We start from the raw sequence: 19,813 nt of genomic DNA, 5'->3' as shown, positions 1-19,813 counted from the left end.
ACGGAATCCATCGTCATCCTCAGAGGAAATCATGAGTGCAATCGTAGATATCATCGGCCGCGAGATTCTGGATTCGCGCGGTAATCCCACTGTCGAGTGCGACGTGCTGCTGGAGTCGGGCACGATGGGCCGCGCGGCGGTTCCGTCGGGCGCCTCGACCGGTTCGCGCGAAGCGATCGAGCTGCGCGACGGCGAAGCCGGCCGCTACAACGGCAAGGGCGTGCTGAAGGCGGTCGAGCATATCAATACGGAAATTTCCGAAGCGATCATGGGCCTCGACGCCTCGGAGCAGGCATTCCTCGACAAGACGCTGCTCGAACTCGACGGCACCGACAACAAGTCGCGTCTCGGCGCGAACGCGATGCTGGCCGTCTCGATGGCCGTCGCGAAGGCCGCCGCCGAAGAGGCCGGCCTGCCGCTGTACCGCTACTTCGGCGGGTCGGGCGCGATGCAGCTGCCGGTGCCGATGATGAACATCGTCAACGGCGGCGCGCACGCCAACAACAGCCTGGACATCCAGGAATTCATGATCGTCCCGGTCAGCCAGCCGAGCTTCCGCGAAGCGCTGCGCTGCGGCGCCGAGGTGTTCCATGCGCTGAAGAAGATCCTGTCGGATCGCGGCATGAGCACGGCGGTCGGTGACGAAGGCGGTTTCGCGCCGAACTTCGGCAGCAACGACGAGTGCCTGTCCACCATCCTGCAGGCGATCGAGAAGGCCGGCTACCGCGCCGGCGAAGACGTGCTGCTTGCGCTCGACTGCGCGGCCTCCGAGTTCTACCACGACGGCAAGTACCAGCTCGCGGGCGAAGGCCTGCAACTGTCGTCGTCCGAATTCGCCGACTACCTGGCCGCGCTGGCCGACAAGTTCCCGATCGTCTCGATCGAGGACGGCATGCACGAAAGCGACTGGGACGGCTGGAAGATCCTGACCGAGCGTCTCGGCAAGAAGGTGCAGCTGGTGGGCGACGACCTGTTCGTCACCAACACGCGGATCCTGAAGGAAGGCATCGAGAAGGGCATCGCGAACTCGATCCTCATCAAGATCAACCAGATCGGCACGCTGACGGAAACCTTCGCGGCGATCGAGATGGCCAAGCGCGCCGGCTACACGGCCGTGATCTCGCACCGCTCGGGCGAAACGGAAGATTCGACGATCGCCGACATCGCCGTGGGCCTGAACGCCGGCCAGATCAAGACCGGCTCGCTGTCGCGCAGCGACCGCATCTCGAAGTACAACCAGCTGCTGCGCATCGAGGAAGATCTCGGTGACATCGCCAGCTACCCGGGCAAGTCGGCGTTCTACAACCTGCGCTAACGCGCTACTATCCGGACTTGTCATCCCTGTCGCCGCTTCGCGTCTGTCGTGAAGCGGCGCTTCTTATATCTGCGGCTCGTAAATGCGGCTCGTCACTGTCGTCCTGATCGCCTTGCTGGTGTTGATTCAGTACCCACTGTGGTGGGGGCATGGCGGCTGGCTGCGTGTTCACGAGCTGCGCCAGCAGCTGCTGGACCAGACGCAGAAGAACGCCGACGAGAAGCTGCGCAACGAGAGGATCGCGGGCGAGGTGCAGGACCTGCAGAACGGCACCGCGGCCATCGAGGAGCGTGCGCGCTACGAGATGGGGATGGTCAAGGACGGCGAGGTGTTCGTGCAGTTCGTCTCGCCGAATTCGCCGGCGCCCGCGACGCCGGCCGACAATTCGACGGCCTCGCTGACGAACCACGGCGACACCACCGGCTCGCCGGTGCGGGTCGTGCCGAATCCCGTCTCACGGGCGAAGCCGGAGCGCCACCACGGCCACGGCGCTGCGCATTGAGCACCCGGCAGGATAAAAAAACGCGACCCGAAGGTCGCGTTTTTTATGCGTGAATGGATGCCTGAAGCCCGCGCCGCCGGGCCGCGCGCCTCACCAGCCCCAACCCCAGCCGGGATAGCCGTAGCCATACCCGTAGCCCGAATTCCAGCCGCCGTAATAGCCACCGTAGTAACCGCCATAGTAGACGGGCGTGGGCGCGTAGTAATAGGTGCGCGCGAGCGCATCGGCCGCGATTGCCTCGTTCTGCTCGCGCAGCACCTGCTTGTCGATCGCGTCGTAGCGCTTGCGTTCGGCGGGCGTGAGCACCGTACCGGGCGCGGCCGCCGCGCCGGGTTGGCCCTCGGGCAGCCGGCTCAGCACCGTCGAGGTGGGCGGCACCACGCAGCCGGCGAGCGTCGCGGCGAGCGCGACGGCCAGCGCGGCGGTGCCCGGCGACGGCCGGACCACGGCCGTGGCGCGCGCGGCGCCGTGGCGGACAAAGCGGAACTTGGACTTCATGCTGGCTTCTCCTTCGGCGCGCGAGCCGTGAGGCGGCGCGCGCCGCATGCTGCTCAGTGGCGCTGTTCGCTCGCCGGCGCGACGCCGGCGCCGAGTTCCGGCGTCACGAACAGCTGCTCGACGTCGACCGGATCGAACTCGTAGCGCTGGTTGCAGAACTCGCAGTGGATTTCGACGTGGCCGCGCTCCTCGATCACGCTGTCCACTTCCTCGCGGCCCAGCATGCGCAGCATCCCGCCCACCTTCTCGCGCGAGCAGGTGCACTGGAAGCGCGTGCCGGCCGGCTCGAAGTGGCTCACGTTCTCCTGCCAGAACAGACGCCGGAACACCGTCTCCGGTTCCACCTCGAGCAGTTCCTTCGACGACAGCGTGCTGCCGAGCGTGCAGACGCGCTCCCAGGTGTCGGCGTCGGGCGCGTCAGCGCGCGGCACGATGCCGCCGTCACCGGGCAGCTTCTGCAGCAGCATGCCGACCGCGCGCTCGCCGTTGGCCGCGAGCCAGAGCCGCGTGTCGAGCTGCTCCGAGTGGTGCATGTAGTGTTCGAGCACGCGCGCGACCGATTCGAGCGGGCCGTCGTGGTCGTTGAGCGGCACGATGCCCTGGTAGGGCTGCTGGCCCGGCTGCTTGTCGGCCGGATCGAGCGTGATCACGCAGCGGCCGTGGCCGCTCGCGTTGACGAGTTCGGCGAACGGCATCTCGTCGCCGAGCGTCTGCTCGGCGCCTTCCGAGAGCTTCGCGGTGGCACGGATCGACAGGTCCGAGCCGCACTGCACGACCAGCATCTTCACCGGCCCGTCGCCGTAGATCTGCATGATGAGCGTGCCGTTGAACTTCAGGTTCGCGGACAGCAGCGCGCAGGCGGCCATCATCTCGCCGAGCACGTTGCGCACGGGCGCCGGATAGGCACGGCGCGTCAGGACTTCCTGCCAGGTGTTGCGCAGCGAGACGATCTCGCCGCGCACCGGCGCCGTGTTGAACATGAATTTCTGTAACTGGTCGCTCACTTCGGTTCCTCGATTGTCGGACAGCGGCGGCGCGGCGTTCAGCCGATCCGCACGAGCTGTTCCTTGAAATACACGCGTCGCTGCGCGTAATTTTGCGTGTTGGTGCGCATCCGCGCGATGTCCTCGTCGGTCAGCGTGCGAACCACCTTGGCGGGCGCCCCCAGAATCAGCGAATTGTCCGGAAAGGTCTTGCCCTCGGTCACCACCGCGCCCGCGCCGACCAGACAGTTGCGGCCGATCACCGCGCGATTCAAGACCACCGCCTGGATTCCGATCAGCGAACCCTCGCCGATCGTGCAGCCGTGCAGCATCGCCTGGTGCCCGATCGTCACGTCGCGCGCGACCGTCAGCGGGCAGCCCGGGTCGGTATGCAGCACCGCGCCTTCCTGCACGTTGCTGCCCTCGCCGATCACGATCGGCTCGTTGTCGCCGCGGATCGTCGCGCCGAACCAGACGCTCGCGTTCTCCTCGAGCACCACCTTGCCGATGATCGCCGCGGTATCCGCGACGAACACGCTTTCATGAATGGTCGGGGCGTCGTCGCCGAGCTTGTAGATGGTCACGTTGTCTCCTGGGTTTGCTGCCGGGCCGGTATCGCGCGTCGGTACAATGTGCGTGGCGCGCCGGTTGCCGCCGGGCCGCCACCGTGTTGCGAGGGGTCATGCGCGGGTTGCGCACGCCGTGATCCGTCATTGTAAATGCTTGCGTGGTTTGGCCGCGCACGCCGTTCCGGCGCTGTTTTCATGTCCGACCCGAATTCCCTGTCCGAACCCGCTTCCTGCGCCCGTGCCGCCGCGCTGGCCGCGCTGCTGGAGACCGATCCCGCCGCCAAGGCCGGGCAGACACGCGCGCTGCATGCAGCGCTGCTCGCCGGGCACGTCCGGCTCGACGCCGCGGCCCGTTTCGAGGCGCCGCCGGCGCTGCCGGGGCGCCCGGCACGGCCTGAGCTGGTCGAGCCGCGCCTGCTGCGGCGCCGCTCGATGCGTTCGCCGGAAGGGCGCGCCACGCTGCTGCACGCGCTCGCCCATATCGAATTCAACGCGATCAATCTCGCGCTCGACGCGGTCTGGCGCTTCGCCGGCATGCCCGAGGCGTTCTATGCGGACTGGCTCAAGGTGGCGGCCGAGGAGGCCTGTCACTACGGACTGCTGGCCGGGCGCCTGCGCGACTACGGCCACGCCTACGGCGATTTCCCGGCCCACGACGGCCTCTGGGAGATGTGCGAGCGAACCGCCGGCGACGTGCTGGCGCGCATGGCGCTCGTGCCGCGCACGCTCGAGGCGCGCGGGCTCGACGCGTCGCCGCCGATCCGCGCGCGGCTCGCGCAGGCCGGCGACGACGCCTCGGCGGCGATCCTCGACGTGATCCTGCGCGACGAGATCGGTCACGTCGCGATCGGCAACCGCTGGTTCCGCTACCTATGCGGGCAAGCGGGGCTCGACGCGCATCCAACCTATCTGCGGCTTGCCGCGCAATACCACGCGCCGCGCCTGCGCGGGCCGTTCAACTTCGACGCGCGCCGCGACGCCGGTTTCGACGAGACCGAACTGGCCGCACTGGTCGCCCAGGACCGCGACGCGTCGCCGCCCGCCACGGCGTGAGCGTCGGCCCCGGCGCCGGGCCGGCGCGCCTCGCCGGCTAGAGAAGTGCCTCGACACGCACGCAGCTTGCGCCTGCCGGGGCGCATCGTTCGGCGGGTATCGATATAATCGAACGGTCATTCTTTTTTGGCGGCCGCAATGATCCGAACCCAATCCGATTCCATTTCCGAATTCGTGACCGTGCGCGGTGTGCGGCTGCACGTGCGCCGCTGGGGCCGTCCGGACGCCCCGACGCTCTACATGCTGCACGGCTGGATGGACGTAGCGGCCTCGTTCCAGTTCGTGGTCGACGCGCTGGCTGGCGACTGGCAGGTGATCGCCCCGGATGCGCGCGGCTTCGGGCTGTCCGACTGGCCGGTGGCCGCGCAGGGCGGCGGCCACTACTGGTTCAGCGACTATCTCGGCGACCTCGACGCGCTGATCGACCACTACACGCTGGCCGGCGAGGTCAATCTGGTCGGCCACAGCATGGGGGCGAACGTGGTGTGCCTGTACGCGGGCGCGCGGCCCGAGCGCGTGCGCCGCGTGGTCGACCTGGAGGGCTTCGGGCTCGCGCCGCCGCCGGCCTCGCTCGCGCCGGTGAGGCTGCGCGGCTGGCTCGACGACCTGCGCGAACCGCCGCGGCTGATGAGCTATGCCTCGCTCGCCGAGGTGGCCGGGCGCCTGATCAAGACCAATCCGCGGCTCGCGCCGGAACGCGCCACGTTCCTCGCCCACCACTGGTCTCGCCGCGAGGCGGACGGCCGCTACCATCTGCTCGCCGATTCGGCGCACAAGCAGATCGGCCCGCTGCTGTACCGGCTCGACGAGGTGATGGCGATCTGGTCGCAGGTGAGCGCGCGCGTGCTGCATGTCGAAGCCGTCGATTCGCCGATGCTGCGGCGCCTGGCCGGCGGCATTCCGCTCGACGAATTCAGGGCACGCTTCGCCGCGTTTCCGGACTGGCGCGAGAAACACGTCGAGGATGCCGGCCACATGGTCCACCACGACCAGCCGGAGCAGATCGCCGCCCTGATCGAGGCGTTCTGCGCCTGACGCCAGACCGGCCGACCGGAAGCCGGCAACGGGGCGTCGCGGCGATCGCGCGACCTTGCAGTAGAATGGCCGGATGCGCCCGACACCGACCATGAACGCCGATCTGCACTGCCATTCCAACGTTTCCGACGGCCATTTCGCGCCCGCCGAGGTTGCCCGGCGCGCCCATGCGGCCGGCGTGACGCTCTGGGCGCTGACCGATCACGACGAGGTCGGCGGCCAGGCGGCCGCGCGCGAGGCGGCCGAGGCGTTCGGCATGCGTTATCTGAGCGGCGTCGAGGTGTCGGTGACCTGGGCCTCGCGGACCGTGCATGTGGTCGGCCTGAATATCGATCCGCTCGATCCGGCGCTCGTCGACGGCCTTCACCAGACCCGCAATGGCCGCGCCGGGCGCGCGAAGGAAATGGCCGAGCAACTCGCGGCGATCGGCATTCCCGGCGCCTACGAGGGCGCGCTGCGCCACGTATCGAATCCGGACCTGATTTCCCGCACCCATTTCGCACGCTTCCTCGTCGAGGCCGGTTACGCGGCCTCGACCTCGGAGGTGTTCGCGCGCTATCTCGGCGACGGCAAGCCCGGCTTCGTGCCGCACCGCTGGGCCACGCTGGCCGACGCGGTCGGCTGGATCCGCGCGGCGGGCGGCGAGGCCGTGATCGCGCACCCGGGCCGCTATCCGTACACGCCGGTCGAGTTCGGCGCGCTGTTCGGCGAGTTCATCGACCTGGGCGGCCGCGCGATCGAAGTCGTCACGGGCAGCCATACGCCCGATCAATACCGGGAATACGCGGACGTGGCGCGGCGCTACGGCTTCGAGGCGTCGCGCGGTTCCGATTTCCACGCGCCCGGCGAGAGCGTCGTCGAGCTCGGCAGCCTGCCGCCGCTGCCGCCGGACCTGACACCGGTCTGGGAGCGCTGGCTCTGACCCGATCCAAGACCGCGTCACGTTCGGCGCGGCGCGTCCCCGGCGCATGAGGCGCACGGGCGGCGCTCCTCCTCAGCACAGTCCCCATGTCCCAGTTCTTCAGGATTCATCCGGAAAACCCGCAGCCGCGGCTGGTACGCCAGGCGGTCGAGATCGTGAAGCAGGGCGGCGTGATCGCCATGCCGACCGATTCGAGCTACGCGCTCGCCTGCCAGCTCGATGACCGCGCGGCCGTCGAACGCGTGCGCCGCATCCGCGGCCTCGACGAGAAACAACTGCTGTCGCTGCTGGTGCGCGACCTGTCCGAGCTCGCGAACTTCGCGATGGTCGACAACCACCAGTACCGGCTGATCAAGTCGGTCACGCCCGGCCCCTACGTGTTCGTGCTGCAGGCCACCAAGGAGGTGCCGCGCCGGCTCTCGCATCCGTCGCGCAAGACGATCGGGCTGCGCGTGCCGGATCATGCGATCACGCTGGCGGTGCTGGAGGCGCTCGGCGAGCCGCTGCTCGGCACCACGCTGATCCTGCCGCCCGACACCGATCCGCTCAACGATCCGGAGGAGATTCGCGAACGCCTCGAGAAACAGGTCGATCTCGTGATCGACGGCGGCGCGTGCCCGCGCGAGCCGTCCACGATTGTCGACCTGACGGGCGCCGAGCCGGTGCTGGTGCGCGCCGGGCGCGGCCCGCTCGAGCCGTTCGGACTCAGCGCCGACGCCTGAGCGCGCGCCTGCTTACACGCCGTAACGCGAGCCCGCTATTTCGGTGTCCGCGTTTCGGCGTTCGACTTTTCCTGCTTGTTACAATACCGCGCTATGGACAACCTGATTCAGACGATTGCCGTCTACGCATTGCCCGTGATCTTCGCGATCACGCTGCATGAGGCCGCGCACGGCTATGCCGCGCGCCTGCTCGGCGACAACACCGCCTACGCGCTCGGCCGCGTGTCCTTCAATCCGATGCGCCACATCGATCCGATCGGCACGATCGCGATGCCGCTGGTGCTGTATTTCCTGACGAGCGGCGCGTTCCTGTTCGGCTACGCGAAGCCGGTGCCGGTAGCGTTCCGCAACCTGCGCAACCCGCGCTGGGGCAGCCTGCTGGTGGCGGCCGCCGGCCCGGCCTGCAATCTCGTGCAGGCACTGCTGTGGGGCTTCGTGGCGGTCGGTCTCGCGGTGGCGCAGATCGACGAACCGTTCTTCACGCGGATGGCCGCGGCCGGCGTCGGCACCAATCTCGTGCTGGCCGCGCTGAACCTGTTTCCGCTGCCGCCGCTCGACGGCGGGCGCGTGCTCGCGGCGCTGCTGCCGCCGCGCCCGTCGATCGCGCTCTCGAAGCTCGAGCCCTACGGCTTCTTCATCGTGCTGATCCTCGTCTCGACGGGCCTGCTGACGAAGATCTGGCTGCGTCCGCTGGTCGGCCTCGGTCAAACCGTGCTGGCGGCCATCCTGAATCCCCTTGCTTCGCTTTTCTTCTAAAACATAATCATGTTCCCCGATCGTATCTTTTCCGGCATGCGTCCCACCGGGTCGCTCCACCTCGGCCATTACCACGGTGTGTTGAAGAACTGGGCGAAGCTGCAGTCCGAGTATCCGTGCTTCTTCTGCGTGGTCGACTGGCATGCGCTGACCACGCACTACGAAACGCCCGAGGTGATCGAGAAGAACGTCTGGGAAGTGCTGATCGACTGGATCGCGTCCGGCATCGACCCGACCCAGGCCACGCTGTTCATCCAGAGCAAGGTGCCGGAGCACGCCGAACTGGCGCTGCTGCTCGGCATGAGCACGCCGCTCGGCTGGCTCGAACGCGTGCCGACCTACAAGGAACAGATCGAGAAGCTGCGCGACAAGGATCTGTCCACCTACGGCTTCCTCGGCTATCCGGTGCTGATGGCGGCCGACATCCTGCTCTACCGCGGCTCGCTGGTGCCGGTCGGCGAGGATCAGGTGCCGCACGTCGAGATGACGCGCGAGATCGCGCGCCGCTTCAACTACCTGTACGGCCGCGAGAAGGGCTTCGAGGAGAAGGCGCTCGAGGCCGCGAAGAAGCTCGGCGGCAAGCGCGCGAAGCTCTATCACGAGCTGCGCAACGCCTATCAGCAGGAAGGCGACGACGAGGCGCTCGAACAGGCGCGTGCGATGTTGCAGGAATCGCAGAGCCTGTCGATGAGCGACCGCGAGCGGCTGTTCGGCTATCTCGAAGGCGCGCGCAAGATCATCCTGGTCGAGCCGCAGGCGCTGTTGACCGAGGCGTCGCGGATGCCGGGGCTCGACGGCGGCAAGATGTCGAAGTCCTACGGCAACACGATCGGGCTGCGCGAGGACGCCGAGACCATCACGAAGAAGGTCCGCACCATGCCGACCGATCCGGCCCGCGTGCGCCGCACCGATCCGGGCGATCCCGAGAAGTGCCCGGTCTGGCAGTTCCATCTCGTCTATTCGGACGACACCACGCGCGAGTGGGTGACGCAGGGCTGCAAGTCGGCCGGCATCGGCTGCCTCGACTGCAAGCAGCCCGTCGTCGAAGGCATCCTGCGCGAACAGCAGCCGATGCTCGAACGCGCGCAGAAGTACATGGACGATCCGTCGCTGCTGCGCGCGATCGTGGCCGATGGCTGCGACAAGGCACGCAAGCACGCGGTCGAGACGATGCGCGACGTGCGTGACGCGATGGGCCTGTCCTACAACTGAGCGGGCGGGACGTTCCGATGACGATGTCCGTTCCCGGCGACGCCGCGGCTTCGCAGGCCGCACCCGGCGCGGCGGCTGCGGCTACTGCGGTGGATGCGGCCGCCGCGCCGTCGCGCTGGATCGCCGCGTGGTCGCATCTGGTCGCGCCGGGCGGCGCGGTGCTCGACGTCGCCGCCGGCCAGGGCCGGCATGCGCGCTGGTTCGCCTCGCGCGGCCATCCGGTGCGGGCGCTCGATCGCGATCCGGCCGCGCTCGCGACGCTGGCCGCGCTCGACGGTGTCGAGGCCCACGCGGCCGACCTCGAAGGCACGCCGTGGCCGCTGCCGGCCGGGGTGCGGTTTTCCGCCGTAGTGGTCACGAACTACCTGCATCGCCCGCTGCTGCCGCGGCTCGTCGAAGCGGTCGCGCCGGGCGGCGTGCTGCTCTACGAAACCTTCGCGCGCGGCAACGAAACGCTCGGCAAACCGTCCAACCCGGCGTTCCTGCTCACGCCCGGCGAACTGCTCGACGCGGTGCGCGGCGAGTTGCGCACGATCGCGTTCGAGGACGGTTACGTCGACCGTCCGCGGCCGGCGTTCGTGCAACGAATCTGCGCGGTGCGGGAGCACGCCGCGCAACAAGGGGCGGGATTTCCGCGTTACGGACTGCTCGGGTAATCCGCTACAATCGACGTTTATTGAGTTTACTTTCATTGCGTTTCATGGCTAACGGCACTCAAGACGGTATTCAATTCCGCGGCAGCATTCCCGCGATCGTGACCCCGATGCTCGAAGACGGCAGCCTCGATCTGCCGGCGTTTCGCAAGCTGATCGACTGGCACATCGAGGAGGGGACCAACGGGCTCGTCGTGGTGGGCACGAGCGGCGAATCGGCGACGCTGTCGGTCGACGAGCACGTGCTGACGATCAAGACGGCGGTGGAGCACACGGCCAGGCGGATCCCGATCATCGCGGGCGCGGGCGGCAATTCGACCTCGGAAGCGATCGAGCTGGCGCGCCAGGCGAAGTCGGTCGGCGCCGACGCCACGCTGCAGGTCGTGCCGTATTACAACAAGCCGACGCAGGAAGGCATGTTCCGCCATTTCCAGGCGATCGCCGAGGCGGTGGACCTGCCGGTGATCCTCTACAACGTGCCGGGCCGCACCGTGGCCGACATGGCCAACGAGACGATCCTGCGCCTCGCCGAGGTGCCGGGCATCGTCGGCGTGAAGGACGCGACCGGCAACATCGACCGTGCCGCGCAGCTGATCAAGGCCGCGCCGGCCGGCTTCGGCATCTATAGCGGCGACGATCCGACCGCGATCGCGCTGATGCTGCTGGGCGGCCACGGCAACATCTCGGTCACGGCCAACGTCGCGCCGCGCGCGATGAGCGAGCTGTGCCGCGCGGCGATCGCGGCCGACGCGAAAACGGCGCGCGAGATCCATCTGAAGCTGCTGTCGCTGCACAAGCACCTGTTCGCCGAGGCGAACCCGATTCCGGTGAAGTGGGCGCTGCAGGAAATGGGCAAGATCCGCGGCGGCATCCGCCTGCCGCTGACGCCGCTCGACGAGCGCTATCACGATGTCGTGCGCGGTGCGCTGCGCGAAGCCGGCATCGTTTAACCGATCCGGGCGGCCGCGCCGCCCGGACTTTCGATCCACTCCGACTCCTGTCCGGCCCGCCGGCATCGCGCGTCACACGCCTTTAGCAAGACGAAGGATTTCATGAAACATTTCGCCTTTTCCTCTCGCGCCTTCCAGGCGTCCGTGATGGCGCTCGCGCTCGGCGCGCTGGCCGGCTGCGATACGCTGAACGACTACCTCGCGCCGGACCGGGTCAACTACAAGGCGACCGGCTCGGCGCCGCCGCTGGAGGTGCCGAAGGATCTGACCTCGGTGCCGGTCAACCCGTCCTACATCGCGCCGCCGACCAACGCCGGCCTCGGCTCGCTGCCGCAGCGCGCGGTCACCGCGGCCGGCAATGCGACGGAAGGGCAGCCGAGCGCGCAGGACCCGTTCGGCATGCACGTCGAGCGTGACGGCGACCGCCGCTGGCTCGTCGTCGACGGCCGCACGCCGGAGCAGCTCTGGCCGCAGCTGAAGGACTTCTGGGCCGACAACGGCTTCGCGCTGAAGACCGATGCGCCGCAGACGGGCATCATGGCGACCGACTGGGCCGAGAACCGCGCCAACATCCCCGACGACTGGTTCCGCCGCACGATCGGCCGCGTGATCGATTTCGCGTATTCGTCGGGCACGCGCGACAGCTTCCGCACGCTCGTCACGCGCGCGTCGGACGGCTCGACCGACATCTCGATCACGCACAGCGCGATGGAGGAAGTGCTGACTGGGCCGCAGGGCGGCGACGCCTCGCGCTGGGTCGAACGGCCGCGCAATCCGGTGCTCGAGGCCGTGTTCCTCGCCAAGCTGATGGAGAAGTTCGGGCTGACCGACGCCCAGGCCAAGCAGCTGCTGACCGACGCACGCCCCGCCACGGCGCCGGCGAAGGTGGTCGACACGAGCTCGGGCGCGACCACGCTCGATCTGGCCGAGTCGTTCGAGCGCGCCTGGCTGCGCGTGGGCCTCGCGCTCGACCGCACCAACTTCGCCGTCGACAACCGCGACCGCACCAAGGGCGTCTACATGGTCCGCTACGCGAATTCGGCCGAGGAGCTGAAGCGCGAAGGCGTGTTCGGCAAGCTGTTCTTCGGCGGCCCGAGCGCGGCCAAGCCGGGCAAGGAGTTCTTCGTCAGCGTGCGCGCCAACGGTGACGCGCAAACGCAGGTCGCCGTGGTGGACGAGAACGGCCAGGTCGACAATTCGGCCGATGCGCAGCGCATCATCAAGCTGCTGCACGCGCAGCTGAACTGAGCGCGTGAGATTCACGAGCCTCGGCAGCGGCAGCGAGGGCAACGCGCTCGTCGTCGAGGCCGCGTCGGGCACCACGACCACGCGCGTGCTGCTCGACTGCGGTTTCTCCGCCAAGGAAATCGACCGTCGCCTGACGCGCGTCGGGCTCGCCTCCGACGAGCTCGACGCGATCCTGATCACACATGAGCACAGCGATCACATCGGCAGCGCGCTGACGCTGGCCCGACGTTTCGGACTCCCGTTGTTCATGAGCTGGGGCACCGCGCGCGCGGTGGGCGCCGATGCGGCCGACGTCGACCTGCACGTGATGTGGGGCGACGAAACGACGCCGATCGGCGACCTGGCGATTCATCCGTATACGGTGCCGCACGACGCGCGCGAGCCGCTCCAGTTCGTGTTCTCGGACGGCGCGGCGCGGCTCGGCGTGCTGACCGACGCGGGCATGTCCACGCCGTATCTGTGCGCCGTACTGAGCGGCTGCGACGCGCTCGTGCTGGAGGCCAACCACGACGTCGCGATGCTGGCCGGCAGCCGCTATCCGGCCTCGCTGAAGGCGCGCATCGGCGGTTCGCACGGACACCTTAGCAATGACGCCGCGGCCGCGATCCTCGCCTCGCTCGACCGGGCCCGCCTGCGGCACCTGGTGGCCGCGCACCTGAGTCAGCAGAACAACCTGCCCGAGCTCGCGCAGGCCGCCCTGGCGGCGGCGCTGGGTGGCGCGCCAGGCGACGTCACGGTGGCCTCGCAGGACGACGGCTTCGACTGGCTGAGCCTCTGATCGACGCCGCCTGCGGCGTCTCGTTCCCGCTTCAAAACTTCAAGACGCAGGGACGAAAAAAAACCGGCCCAAGGGGCCGGTTTTTCGTATCAGCGTGAGCTGATGAGCGCTTACTGGCTCGCGCCCGAAGCCGGAGCTGCAGCCGATGCGCCAGCGTCCGATGCCGGAGCAGCAGCAGCGGATGCCGAAGCGGCGTCGCTCGCAGCAGCAGCCGTGCTCGACGCTGCGTCCGAAGCAGCCGTAGCCGCCGACGAAGCAGCCGAAGCTGCTGCCGATGCGTCGCTAGCAGCCGACGAAGCGGCTTGGTCCGAGCTCTTGTTGCACGCAGCGAGTGCAACGGCGGCCAACAGGGAAGCTACGAGGAGGGATTTCTTCATGATCACGTCCTTTTATGGTTAAAGGTAAGCAACAGCGCGAAACAATACCGGTAATGTGCTCCAACACCGACCTGGGCCGCTGGTGGAGATGCACTGCCAGAGCGTGAATCTTCCCTACGGCTTGGGCGGAAATTATATGCACTTTCGTATCGACCGTCGACAAATGCGGGGTCAATACGTTGTCTTTCCCATACAAGTTTGACTCGTATGGGCTCCTGCGAAGGCAACCTTACGACAGGTCGCCCAGCCTGATCCAGCCCGCACAATACCACTCGTGCAGCAAGGCTGTCATGAGGGGGTGGCGGGAGTGTGTTACAAAGCGTTTCGCCCCCAGATGACGTCGATCGGCCAATTCCGGCAGCCATTTCGCGTTGCCGGCGAGCGGATTTTCTTCGCCATTGATGAAGTACGATCGCGCGTTATACAGCAACGCCGCTTTTCTGTCGAGGCGCACGCCGCGGCGGCCGGCCTCGACGATGAACGCGGCCTCGCCGAGCGGCTTGTCTGGGGCGTCGAATACCACGTTCGACTTCGGCTCGCTGAGGTAGCTGCCGAGGAAATTCTCGACGTCGCGCGTGGTCCAGCGGATCCCCTTCAGAATCGTCTCGACGCGCTCGACCAGCGCGGCCGGCAGTCGCGCCGGATCGGCGACGGGCGGCTGCGCGGGATCGCGATAGAGTTCGCCGGCACGCGCGCTTTGCCGCAGCGCACCACGTTCCGCCAGGTAATAGAGGAACTGTCCCGTCAATTCCCCCGCGGACGGGGCGCGAAAGCCGATCGAGCAGGTCATGCATTCGCCCTCGGCGATGCCGTCATGGGCGATGTGCGGCGGCAGGTACAGCATGTCGCCGGGCTCGAGCACCCACTCGTCGGTCGGCTCGAAATGCTCGAGCACCTTCAGCGGCAGATCCTCGCGCAGCGTCAGATCCTTCTGCGCACCGATGTGCCAGCGTCGCCGGCCATGCACCTGCAGCAGGAACACGTCGTAGGAATCGAAGTGCGGGCCCACGCCGCCGCCGTCGGTCGCATAGGAGATCATCAGGTCGTCGAGGCGCGCGTCGGGAATGAAGCGGAACCGTTCGAGCAGCGCGCGCGCGGCATCGTCGTGCAGGTCCGCGCCTTGCACCAACAGCGTCCATTCACGCTTCTTCACGGACGGCAGCGCATCGGGCTCGAACGGCCCCTGCGCCAGTTGCCATCTGTTACGAAAATGGGTGATGAGTCGCGATTCGGCGTCGTAATCGGCGGCCAGCTCGAACAGCGCGTCGCGCGAGAGCGGCGGGACCACGCCGGGGATCGCCTGGCGGATCAGCAGCGGCTTTTTCTGCCAGTAGCGGCGCATGAATTGCGACGGCGTCAGGTTGCCGAGCAGCGGCGTGGCGGTATCGGGCTGGGGCGCGCCGGACGGGGCTCGGGCAGCGCCCGTCGGTTCGGTTTCGGACCGTTGGGACATCGTATAATGCGGCTGGTAATTGGGAGATTTGGATGAAAATCGCAAAAAACACCGTCGTGTCGGTTGCATACAAGCTGTCTGACACTCAAGGCAACCTGATCGAAGAAAGCGACGAGCCGATGGTCTATCTGCACGGCGGCTATGATGGCACGTTCCCCAAGATCGAGGAACAGCTCGACGGGCAGGAAGCGGGCTTCGAGACGCAGGTTCAGTTGGAACCGCAGGATGCGTTCGGCGATTACGATCCGGAGCTCGTGAAGATCGAGTCGCGCGACCGTTTCCCCGAGCCGCTCGAAGTCGGCATGCAGTTCGAAGGCACGCCGGAGGACGGCGACGAGGAAGTCGATTCGCTGATCTATACCGTCACCGACATCGCCGAGGACAAGGTCGTGCTCGACGGCAACCATCCGCTCGCCGGCATGGCGCTGCGTTTCGCGCTGTCGGTCAAGGAGGTGCGCGCGGCCACCGAGGACGAGATCGAACACGAGCACGCGCATGGCGCGGAAGGTCTCGAGATCGTCGATGAAGACGAAGAGGATGACGACGAGGACGACGCGTCGGCGCAAGGCCGCACGCTTCACTGAGTCGCGGGCTGCGCCGGCCGCGGATTGACCGGCGCGCGCCGATCACGATTCAATGCGGGGTGGTGGCCGGGCGGGAAGTCCGCCAGTCGTCGCCTTCCGGCAGGCTGCCCGGCATGGAAGCGGGGAGGTTGCCCGAGCCGGCCGACGCACCAATCGAAGCGGCGGTCGATACGCCCGCCGACGCACCGAGCGATGCGCCGCTCGAGGCCGGCTGCGGCGGCAACGTGCCGCTCGCGGCCGAGTCCGGAATCTCGGGCAGCGCGGGGATCTCCGGCATCGGCGGCAACGGCGTGTCGTCGTGCGGTGTCAGCGGCAGCGCGGGCGGCACCGGCAGGTTGCTCGGCACGTCCTGCACGCTCACCCCGAACATCGGCCGCCGGGCCGGATTCACCGTGATCCTGATCCATTGCACGAGCCGCTCGCGCGGCGCGATCGCGATGCGCGTCAGGTTGTTGATGCGATCCCCTTTTTCGTCGTGCAAGGGCTGGTCGATGCGAAAGCCGCCGCGCAGCGGCTCGTCGTTCGCGTGGATCACCAGGATCGTGCCGTGGAACGTCGCGGCCGCCTTCACCAGCGCGCGCTTGAACTCCAGAAAGCCGTCACGGCGCGTGTGCCCGAACCGCAGCCACGCGAACCGCTCGCGCTCGTAGTGTTCGAACTGCGGGTCGCCCTCGATCAGGATCACTAGCGCGCGCGCGTTGCGGCGCTTCGCGAACTCGGCCGAGTGGTCGATCCAGAACGCGTTGGCGATCGCGCGATCCTCGAATTCCCCGTTGCGCCCGCCCGCCGTCAGGTAACGATTGTTCGGCGAGGGCGCGTTCATCGCGACGAACACCGTGTCGCCCTGCGTCCAGCGAATGTTCTCGCGGAACGGGCGAAAGCGCGCGACCTCGCTCTCGCGCGTCAGCGGCTGCGGCGTCACGCCAAACGATTCGGCATCCGGGAGGAACGTCTGGCGCAGGTAGTCGAGCCGCTCCACCGCGTCGTAGCCGCCGTTCTCGCGCGCCGCGCAGGCGGCCCAGTCGGCCTGCCCGGGGACGTAGAACACCGGCACGCGCGAGGCCTTCAGGATCGCGAAGCGCGCGTCGTAGACCGCGTCTCGACAGACTTCGCGCGGGCCTTTCAGGTTGCCGTCGTAGACGACGAAGGCCACCCCGCGGTCGCGCGAGATCGCGTCGAGCACGCGTTGCGCGGCCGGTTCGTCGGCCGGGCCGACCAGCACGCCGGACAGCACCGCGAACGCGTAGCCGGGCTCGACGCGATCGCGTGCGACCGCGGCCGGCGCCGCCCTCGCGGTGACCGCAGCGGTGGCCATCGCCGCCGCGAGCAGCAGCGCCGCCACGGCCGGCGTGGCGCGCGGGCGGCGTGGCGGCACGTCAGTGCGCCGTCTCATCGTCGGCTTGCCGGCCGGCAAGCGCGTGCAGTTCATAGAGCAGGTCGAGCGCCTCGCGCGGCTTCAGGTCGTCGGGATCGATGCCGCGCAGGCGCGTGAGCGCTGGATGCGGTTCGGCCGGCGGCGCCTCGTGGAGCTCGGCGGCGGGGCGGCCGTAGTCCGGCTCGTCGTCGTAGACGGGCGGCGGCGCCGCGAACAGGTCGAGCTGCGGCGTGGGCTGGCCCGCCGACTGTTGTTCGAGATGGGCGAGGTGCTTGCGCGCCGCGCGGATCACCGCGGGCGGCACGCCGGCGAGCTGCGCCACCTGCAGGCCGTAGCTCTGGTTCGCCGGGCCTTCGTCGACCGCGTGCAGGAACACGATGCCGTGGCCGTGCTCGACCGCCGACAGGTGGACGTTGGCCGCATGCGGGAATTCAGCCGGCAGCTGCGTGAGTTCGAAGTAGTGCGTCGCGAACAGCGTGTAGCAGCCGTTGTGCGACAGCAGATGGCGCGCGATCGCCCAGGCCAGCGCGAGGCCGTCGAAGGTCGAGGTGCCGCGGCCGATCTCGTCCATCAGCACGAGGCTTTGCGGCGTGGCGTCGTTGAGGATCGCCGCGGCCTCGGTCATTTCCACCATGAACGTCGAACGGCCGCCGGCCAGATCGTCGGCAGCGCCGATGCGCGTGAAGATCCGGTCGATCGGGCCGAACGTGGCCGACTTCGCCGGCACGTAGCTGCCGACGTAGGCCATCATCGCGATCAGCGCCGTCTGCCGCATGAAGGTCGACTTACCGCCCATGTTCGGGCCGGTGATCAGCAGCAGCTTGCGATCGTTGCCGAGCCGGCAGTCGTTCGCGATGAACTGCTCGACCTGGGCCTCGACCACCGGATGGCGGCCCTGCTCGATGTCGATGCCGATCTCGTCGGAGAAGCGCGGCGCGACCCAGTCGAGCTCGCGCGCGCGTTCGGCGAACGCGCCCAGCACGTCGAGTTCGGCGAGCGCGCCGGCGACGCGCTGGCAGTCCTCGATGAACGGCAGCAGCGATTGCAGCAGCGCGTCGTAGAGCGCCTTTTCGCGCGACAGCGCGCGTTCCTGCGCCGACAGCGCCTTGTCCTCGAAAGTCTTCAGCTCGGGCGTGATGTAGCGTTCGGCGTTCTTCAGCGTCTGGCGGCGACGATAGTCGTCGGGCACCTTGTCGGTCTGGCCGCGCGTGACCTCGATGTAGAAGCCGTGGACGCGGTTGAACTCGACGCGCAGGTTCGGAATGCCGGTGCGCGCGCGCTCGCGCGCTTCGAGATCGATCAGGAACTGGCCGCAGTTCTCGGAGATGTCGCGCAGCTCGTCGAGTTCGGCGTCGTAGCCGCGCGCGATCACGCCGCCGTCGCGCACCATCGCGGCCGGCTCCGGCGCGATCGCGCGCGTGAGCAGGCCCGCGCAGCCGGCGGGCGGCTCCAGCGCCGCTTCGAGGCGCGCGAGCGTGGCGGCGTGCTGCGTGATCGGGGCGACCAGCTCGCGCAGCGCCGGCAGCGCGGCGAACGTGTCGCGCAGGCTCGACAGGTCGCGCGGGCGCGCCGACAGCAGCGCGAGGCGGCCCGTGATGCGTTCGACGTCGGCGATCTGGCGCAGCGCGCGGCGCAGGTTGTCGAGGCTCGCTTCGCCGGCTGCTTCGAGCAGTGCGCCGATCGCCTGCTGGCGGCCCTGCGCTGCCACCGAGGCGCGCGGCGGATGGTGGAGCCAGTGGCGCAGCAGGCGGCTGCCCATCGTCGAGCAGCAGGTGTCGAGCAGCGAGTAGAGCGTGGGCGACTCGGTACCGCGCAGCGTTTCGGTCAGTTCGAGATTGCGGCGCGTGGCCGGATCGAGGCCGATGTATTCCGATTCCGTCTCGACCTTGAGACTGCGCACGTGGCGCAGCTGCTGGCCCTGCGTGGACGCCGCGTAGAGCAGCAGCGCGCCGGCCGAGCCGCAGGCGCTCGTCAGCGAGTGCGCGCCGAAGCCTTCGAGGCTGGCGACGTCGAGCTGGCTGCAGAGCCGCTGGGTGCCCGAGGCGACGTCGAAATGCCAGACCGGCACGCGCGTGACCGCGCCGGCGCCGGGCGGCACCGCCTCGATCGCGCCGTCGGCCGCGAGGATTTCGGCCGGGCGGATCCGTTCGAGCGCCGCGCCGAGTTCGTCCGGCGCGATCTCGGCGAGCCGCAGCGCGCCGCTCGCGAGGTTCAGCCAGGCCAGGCCGATGTTGGTGACCACGCCGCGCTTGTTGTGGCCGAGGCTCAGCGCGAGCAGGAACACGTCGGCCTTGTCGGACAGCAGTGCCGCGTCGGTCAGCGTGCCGGGCGTGACGACGCGCACCACCTTGCGCTCGACCGGGCCTTTCGAGGTGGCCGGGTCGCCGATCTGTTCGCAGATCGCCACCGACTCGCCGAACTTCACGAGCTTCGCCAGATATTGCTCGACCGCGTGATGCGGCACGCCGGCCATCCGGATCGGATTGCCGCCCGACGCGCCGCGCTGCGTCAGCGTCAGGTCGAGCAGGCGCGCGGCCTTCTCGGCGTCGTCGTAGAACAGCTCGTAGAAGTCGCCCATCCGGTAGAAGACGAGCGTGTCGGGGTGCTCGCTTTTGATGCGCAGGTATTGCTGCATCATTGGCGTATGCGATGAAAGATCGCGTTCCGCAACCTGCTGTTTCGCTTCCGTAATTTCCTGCACTTCCTTTTCCATCAAGGCATTCCCGTCATTTCGCGCGTTCGGTTAGAACCTTTCTGCGCGCCTCGGCATCTTGGCAAATATCGCAGCCCAGCGTAGTTTTTTTTCCTTCCGAGTACCGAAACCTACG

At 68.2% G+C, this 19,813-nt stretch carries 19 protein-coding genes; 13 read left to right on the top strand and 6 right to left on the bottom strand.

What is annotated here, in order from left to right; all coding sequences use genetic code 11:
• The first annotated feature begins 31 nt into the window (after window positions 1-31).
• Both eno and ftsB read left to right on the top strand, forming a co-directional pair.
• Entirely contained in the window at window positions 32-1,315 is a 1,284-nt protein-coding gene (eno, locus tag BpN12_RS27685; RefSeq protein WP_042625464.1) for a phosphopyruvate hydratase, read from the top strand.
• Window positions 1,316-1,397: 82 nt separating this feature from the next.
• Window positions 1,398-1,817, top strand: a complete 420-nt coding sequence (gene ftsB, locus BpN12_RS27680) for a cell division protein FtsB (RefSeq protein WP_246795381.1) — start codon at window positions 1,398-1,400, stop codon at window positions 1,815-1,817.
• A gap of 90 nt (window positions 1,818-1,907) precedes the next feature.
• On the opposite strand, the gene BpN12_RS27675 is transcribed toward ftsB, so the two are convergent.
• Genes BpN12_RS27675 through BpN12_RS27665 form a run of 3 tightly spaced genes read right to left on the bottom strand, consistent with a single transcriptional unit; the run spans window position 1,908 to window position 3,882 of the window.
• Complete coding sequence (locus BpN12_RS27675) at window positions 1,908-2,315, bottom strand: hypothetical protein (protein ID WP_246795380.1); 408 nt, start codon at window positions 2,313-2,315, stop codon at window positions 1,908-1,910.
• 53 nt (window positions 2,316-2,368) lie between these two features.
• Window positions 2,369-3,319 carry an Hsp33 family molecular chaperone HslO gene (gene hslO, locus BpN12_RS27670; RefSeq protein WP_246795379.1) on the bottom strand — a complete coding sequence of 317 codons (951 nt, stop codon included), beginning with the start codon at window positions 3,317-3,319 and terminating at the stop codon, window positions 2,369-2,371.
• Window positions 3,320-3,357: 38 nt separating this feature from the next.
• On the bottom strand, window positions 3,358-3,882 hold the full coding sequence (locus BpN12_RS27665; RefSeq protein WP_246795378.1) for a gamma carbonic anhydrase family protein: 525 nt from the start codon (window positions 3,880-3,882) through the stop codon (window positions 3,358-3,360).
• A gap of 180 nt (window positions 3,883-4,062) precedes the next feature.
• On the opposite strand from BpN12_RS27665, the gene BpN12_RS27660 reads away from it, so the two are divergent.
• The 10 genes from BpN12_RS27660 to BpN12_RS27615 all read left to right on the top strand — a co-directional run bounded on the left by BpN12_RS27660 (window position 4,063) and on the right by BpN12_RS27615 (window position 13,196).
• Entirely contained in the window at window positions 4,063-4,920 is an 858-nt protein-coding gene (locus BpN12_RS27660; RefSeq protein ID WP_246795377.1) for a ferritin-like domain-containing protein, read from the top strand.
• A 138-nt stretch (window positions 4,921-5,058) separates the two neighbouring features.
• Window positions 5,059-5,955: an alpha/beta fold hydrolase gene (locus BpN12_RS27655; protein WP_246795376.1), complete on the top strand. Its 897-nt coding sequence runs from the start codon at window positions 5,059-5,061 to the stop codon at window positions 5,953-5,955.
• A gap of 91 nt (window positions 5,956-6,046) precedes the next feature.
• Window positions 6,047-6,877 carry a 3',5'-nucleoside bisphosphate phosphatase gene (locus tag BpN12_RS27650; protein ID WP_246795375.1) on the top strand — a complete coding sequence of 277 codons (831 nt, stop codon included), beginning with the start codon at window positions 6,047-6,049 and terminating at the stop codon, window positions 6,875-6,877.
• A gap of 86 nt (window positions 6,878-6,963) precedes the next feature.
• Window positions 6,964-7,599, top strand: coding sequence for an L-threonylcarbamoyladenylate synthase (locus BpN12_RS27645; RefSeq protein ID WP_246795374.1), 636 nt, complete (start codon window positions 6,964-6,966; stop codon window positions 7,597-7,599).
• 93 nt (window positions 7,600-7,692) lie between these two features.
• Window positions 7,693-8,355 carry a site-2 protease family protein gene (locus BpN12_RS27640; protein WP_246795373.1) on the top strand — a complete coding sequence of 221 codons (663 nt, stop codon included), beginning with the start codon at window positions 7,693-7,695 and terminating at the stop codon, window positions 8,353-8,355.
• 9 nt (window positions 8,356-8,364) lie between these two features.
• On the top strand, window positions 8,365-9,567 hold the full coding sequence (locus BpN12_RS27635; protein WP_042625457.1) for a tryptophan--tRNA ligase: 1,203 nt from the start codon (window positions 8,365-8,367) through the stop codon (window positions 9,565-9,567).
• Window positions 9,568-9,590: 23 nt separating this feature from the next.
• A complete protein-coding gene (locus BpN12_RS27630) occupies window positions 9,591-10,223 on the top strand; it encodes a class I SAM-dependent methyltransferase (protein WP_425306378.1) in 633 nt (210 codons plus the stop codon).
• A gap of 44 nt (window positions 10,224-10,267) precedes the next feature.
• On the top strand, window positions 10,268-11,170 hold the full coding sequence (gene dapA, locus BpN12_RS27625) for a 4-hydroxy-tetrahydrodipicolinate synthase (RefSeq protein WP_246795371.1): 903 nt from the start codon (window positions 10,268-10,270) through the stop codon (window positions 11,168-11,170).
• Window positions 11,171-11,272: 102 nt separating this feature from the next.
• On the top strand, window positions 11,273-12,418 hold the full coding sequence (bamC, locus tag BpN12_RS27620) for an outer membrane protein assembly factor BamC (RefSeq protein ID WP_246795370.1): 1,146 nt from the start codon (window positions 11,273-11,275) through the stop codon (window positions 12,416-12,418).
• A gap of 4 nt (window positions 12,419-12,422) precedes the next feature.
• Window positions 12,423-13,196, top strand: a complete 774-nt coding sequence (locus BpN12_RS27615; RefSeq protein ID WP_246795369.1) for an MBL fold metallo-hydrolase — start codon at window positions 12,423-12,425, stop codon at window positions 13,194-13,196.
• A gap of 606 nt (window positions 13,197-13,802) precedes the next feature.
• On the opposite strand, the gene BpN12_RS27610 is transcribed toward BpN12_RS27615, so the two are convergent.
• The gene (locus tag BpN12_RS27610) at window positions 13,803-15,026 is read right to left on the bottom strand and encodes a cupin domain-containing protein (RefSeq protein WP_246798024.1); all 1,224 of its coding nucleotides are present in this window, start codon (window positions 15,024-15,026) and stop codon (window positions 13,803-13,805) included.
• Window positions 15,027-15,058: 32 nt separating this feature from the next.
• Between BpN12_RS27610 and BpN12_RS27605 the strand changes: the two genes are divergently transcribed.
• Window positions 15,059-15,610, top strand: a complete 552-nt coding sequence (locus BpN12_RS27605) for an FKBP-type peptidyl-prolyl cis-trans isomerase (protein WP_246795368.1) — start codon at window positions 15,059-15,061, stop codon at window positions 15,608-15,610.
• Between the two features lie 49 nt (window positions 15,611-15,659).
• Here BpN12_RS27605 and BpN12_RS27600 read toward each other — a convergent pair whose 3' ends face one another.
• Complete coding sequence (locus tag BpN12_RS27600; protein ID WP_425306329.1) at window positions 15,660-17,003, bottom strand: hypothetical protein; 1,344 nt, start codon at window positions 17,001-17,003, stop codon at window positions 15,660-15,662.
• Complete coding sequence (gene mutS / locus BpN12_RS27595) at window positions 16,987-19,698, bottom strand: DNA mismatch repair protein MutS (RefSeq protein WP_246795367.1); 2,712 nt, start codon at window positions 19,696-19,698, stop codon at window positions 16,987-16,989. Before mutS ends, BpN12_RS27600 begins: the two co-directional genes overlap by 17 nt.
• Between the last annotated feature and the right edge of the window lie 115 nt (window positions 19,699-19,813).

This window comes from Burkholderia perseverans, assembly GCF_022870505.1.
GTDB classification, from domain to species: Bacteria; Pseudomonadota; Gammaproteobacteria; order Burkholderiales; family Burkholderiaceae; genus Burkholderia; species Burkholderia plantarii.
The sequence above is the reverse complement of the archived record's forward strand: the minus strand, read 5'-3'. Positions and strand labels throughout refer to the sequence as shown.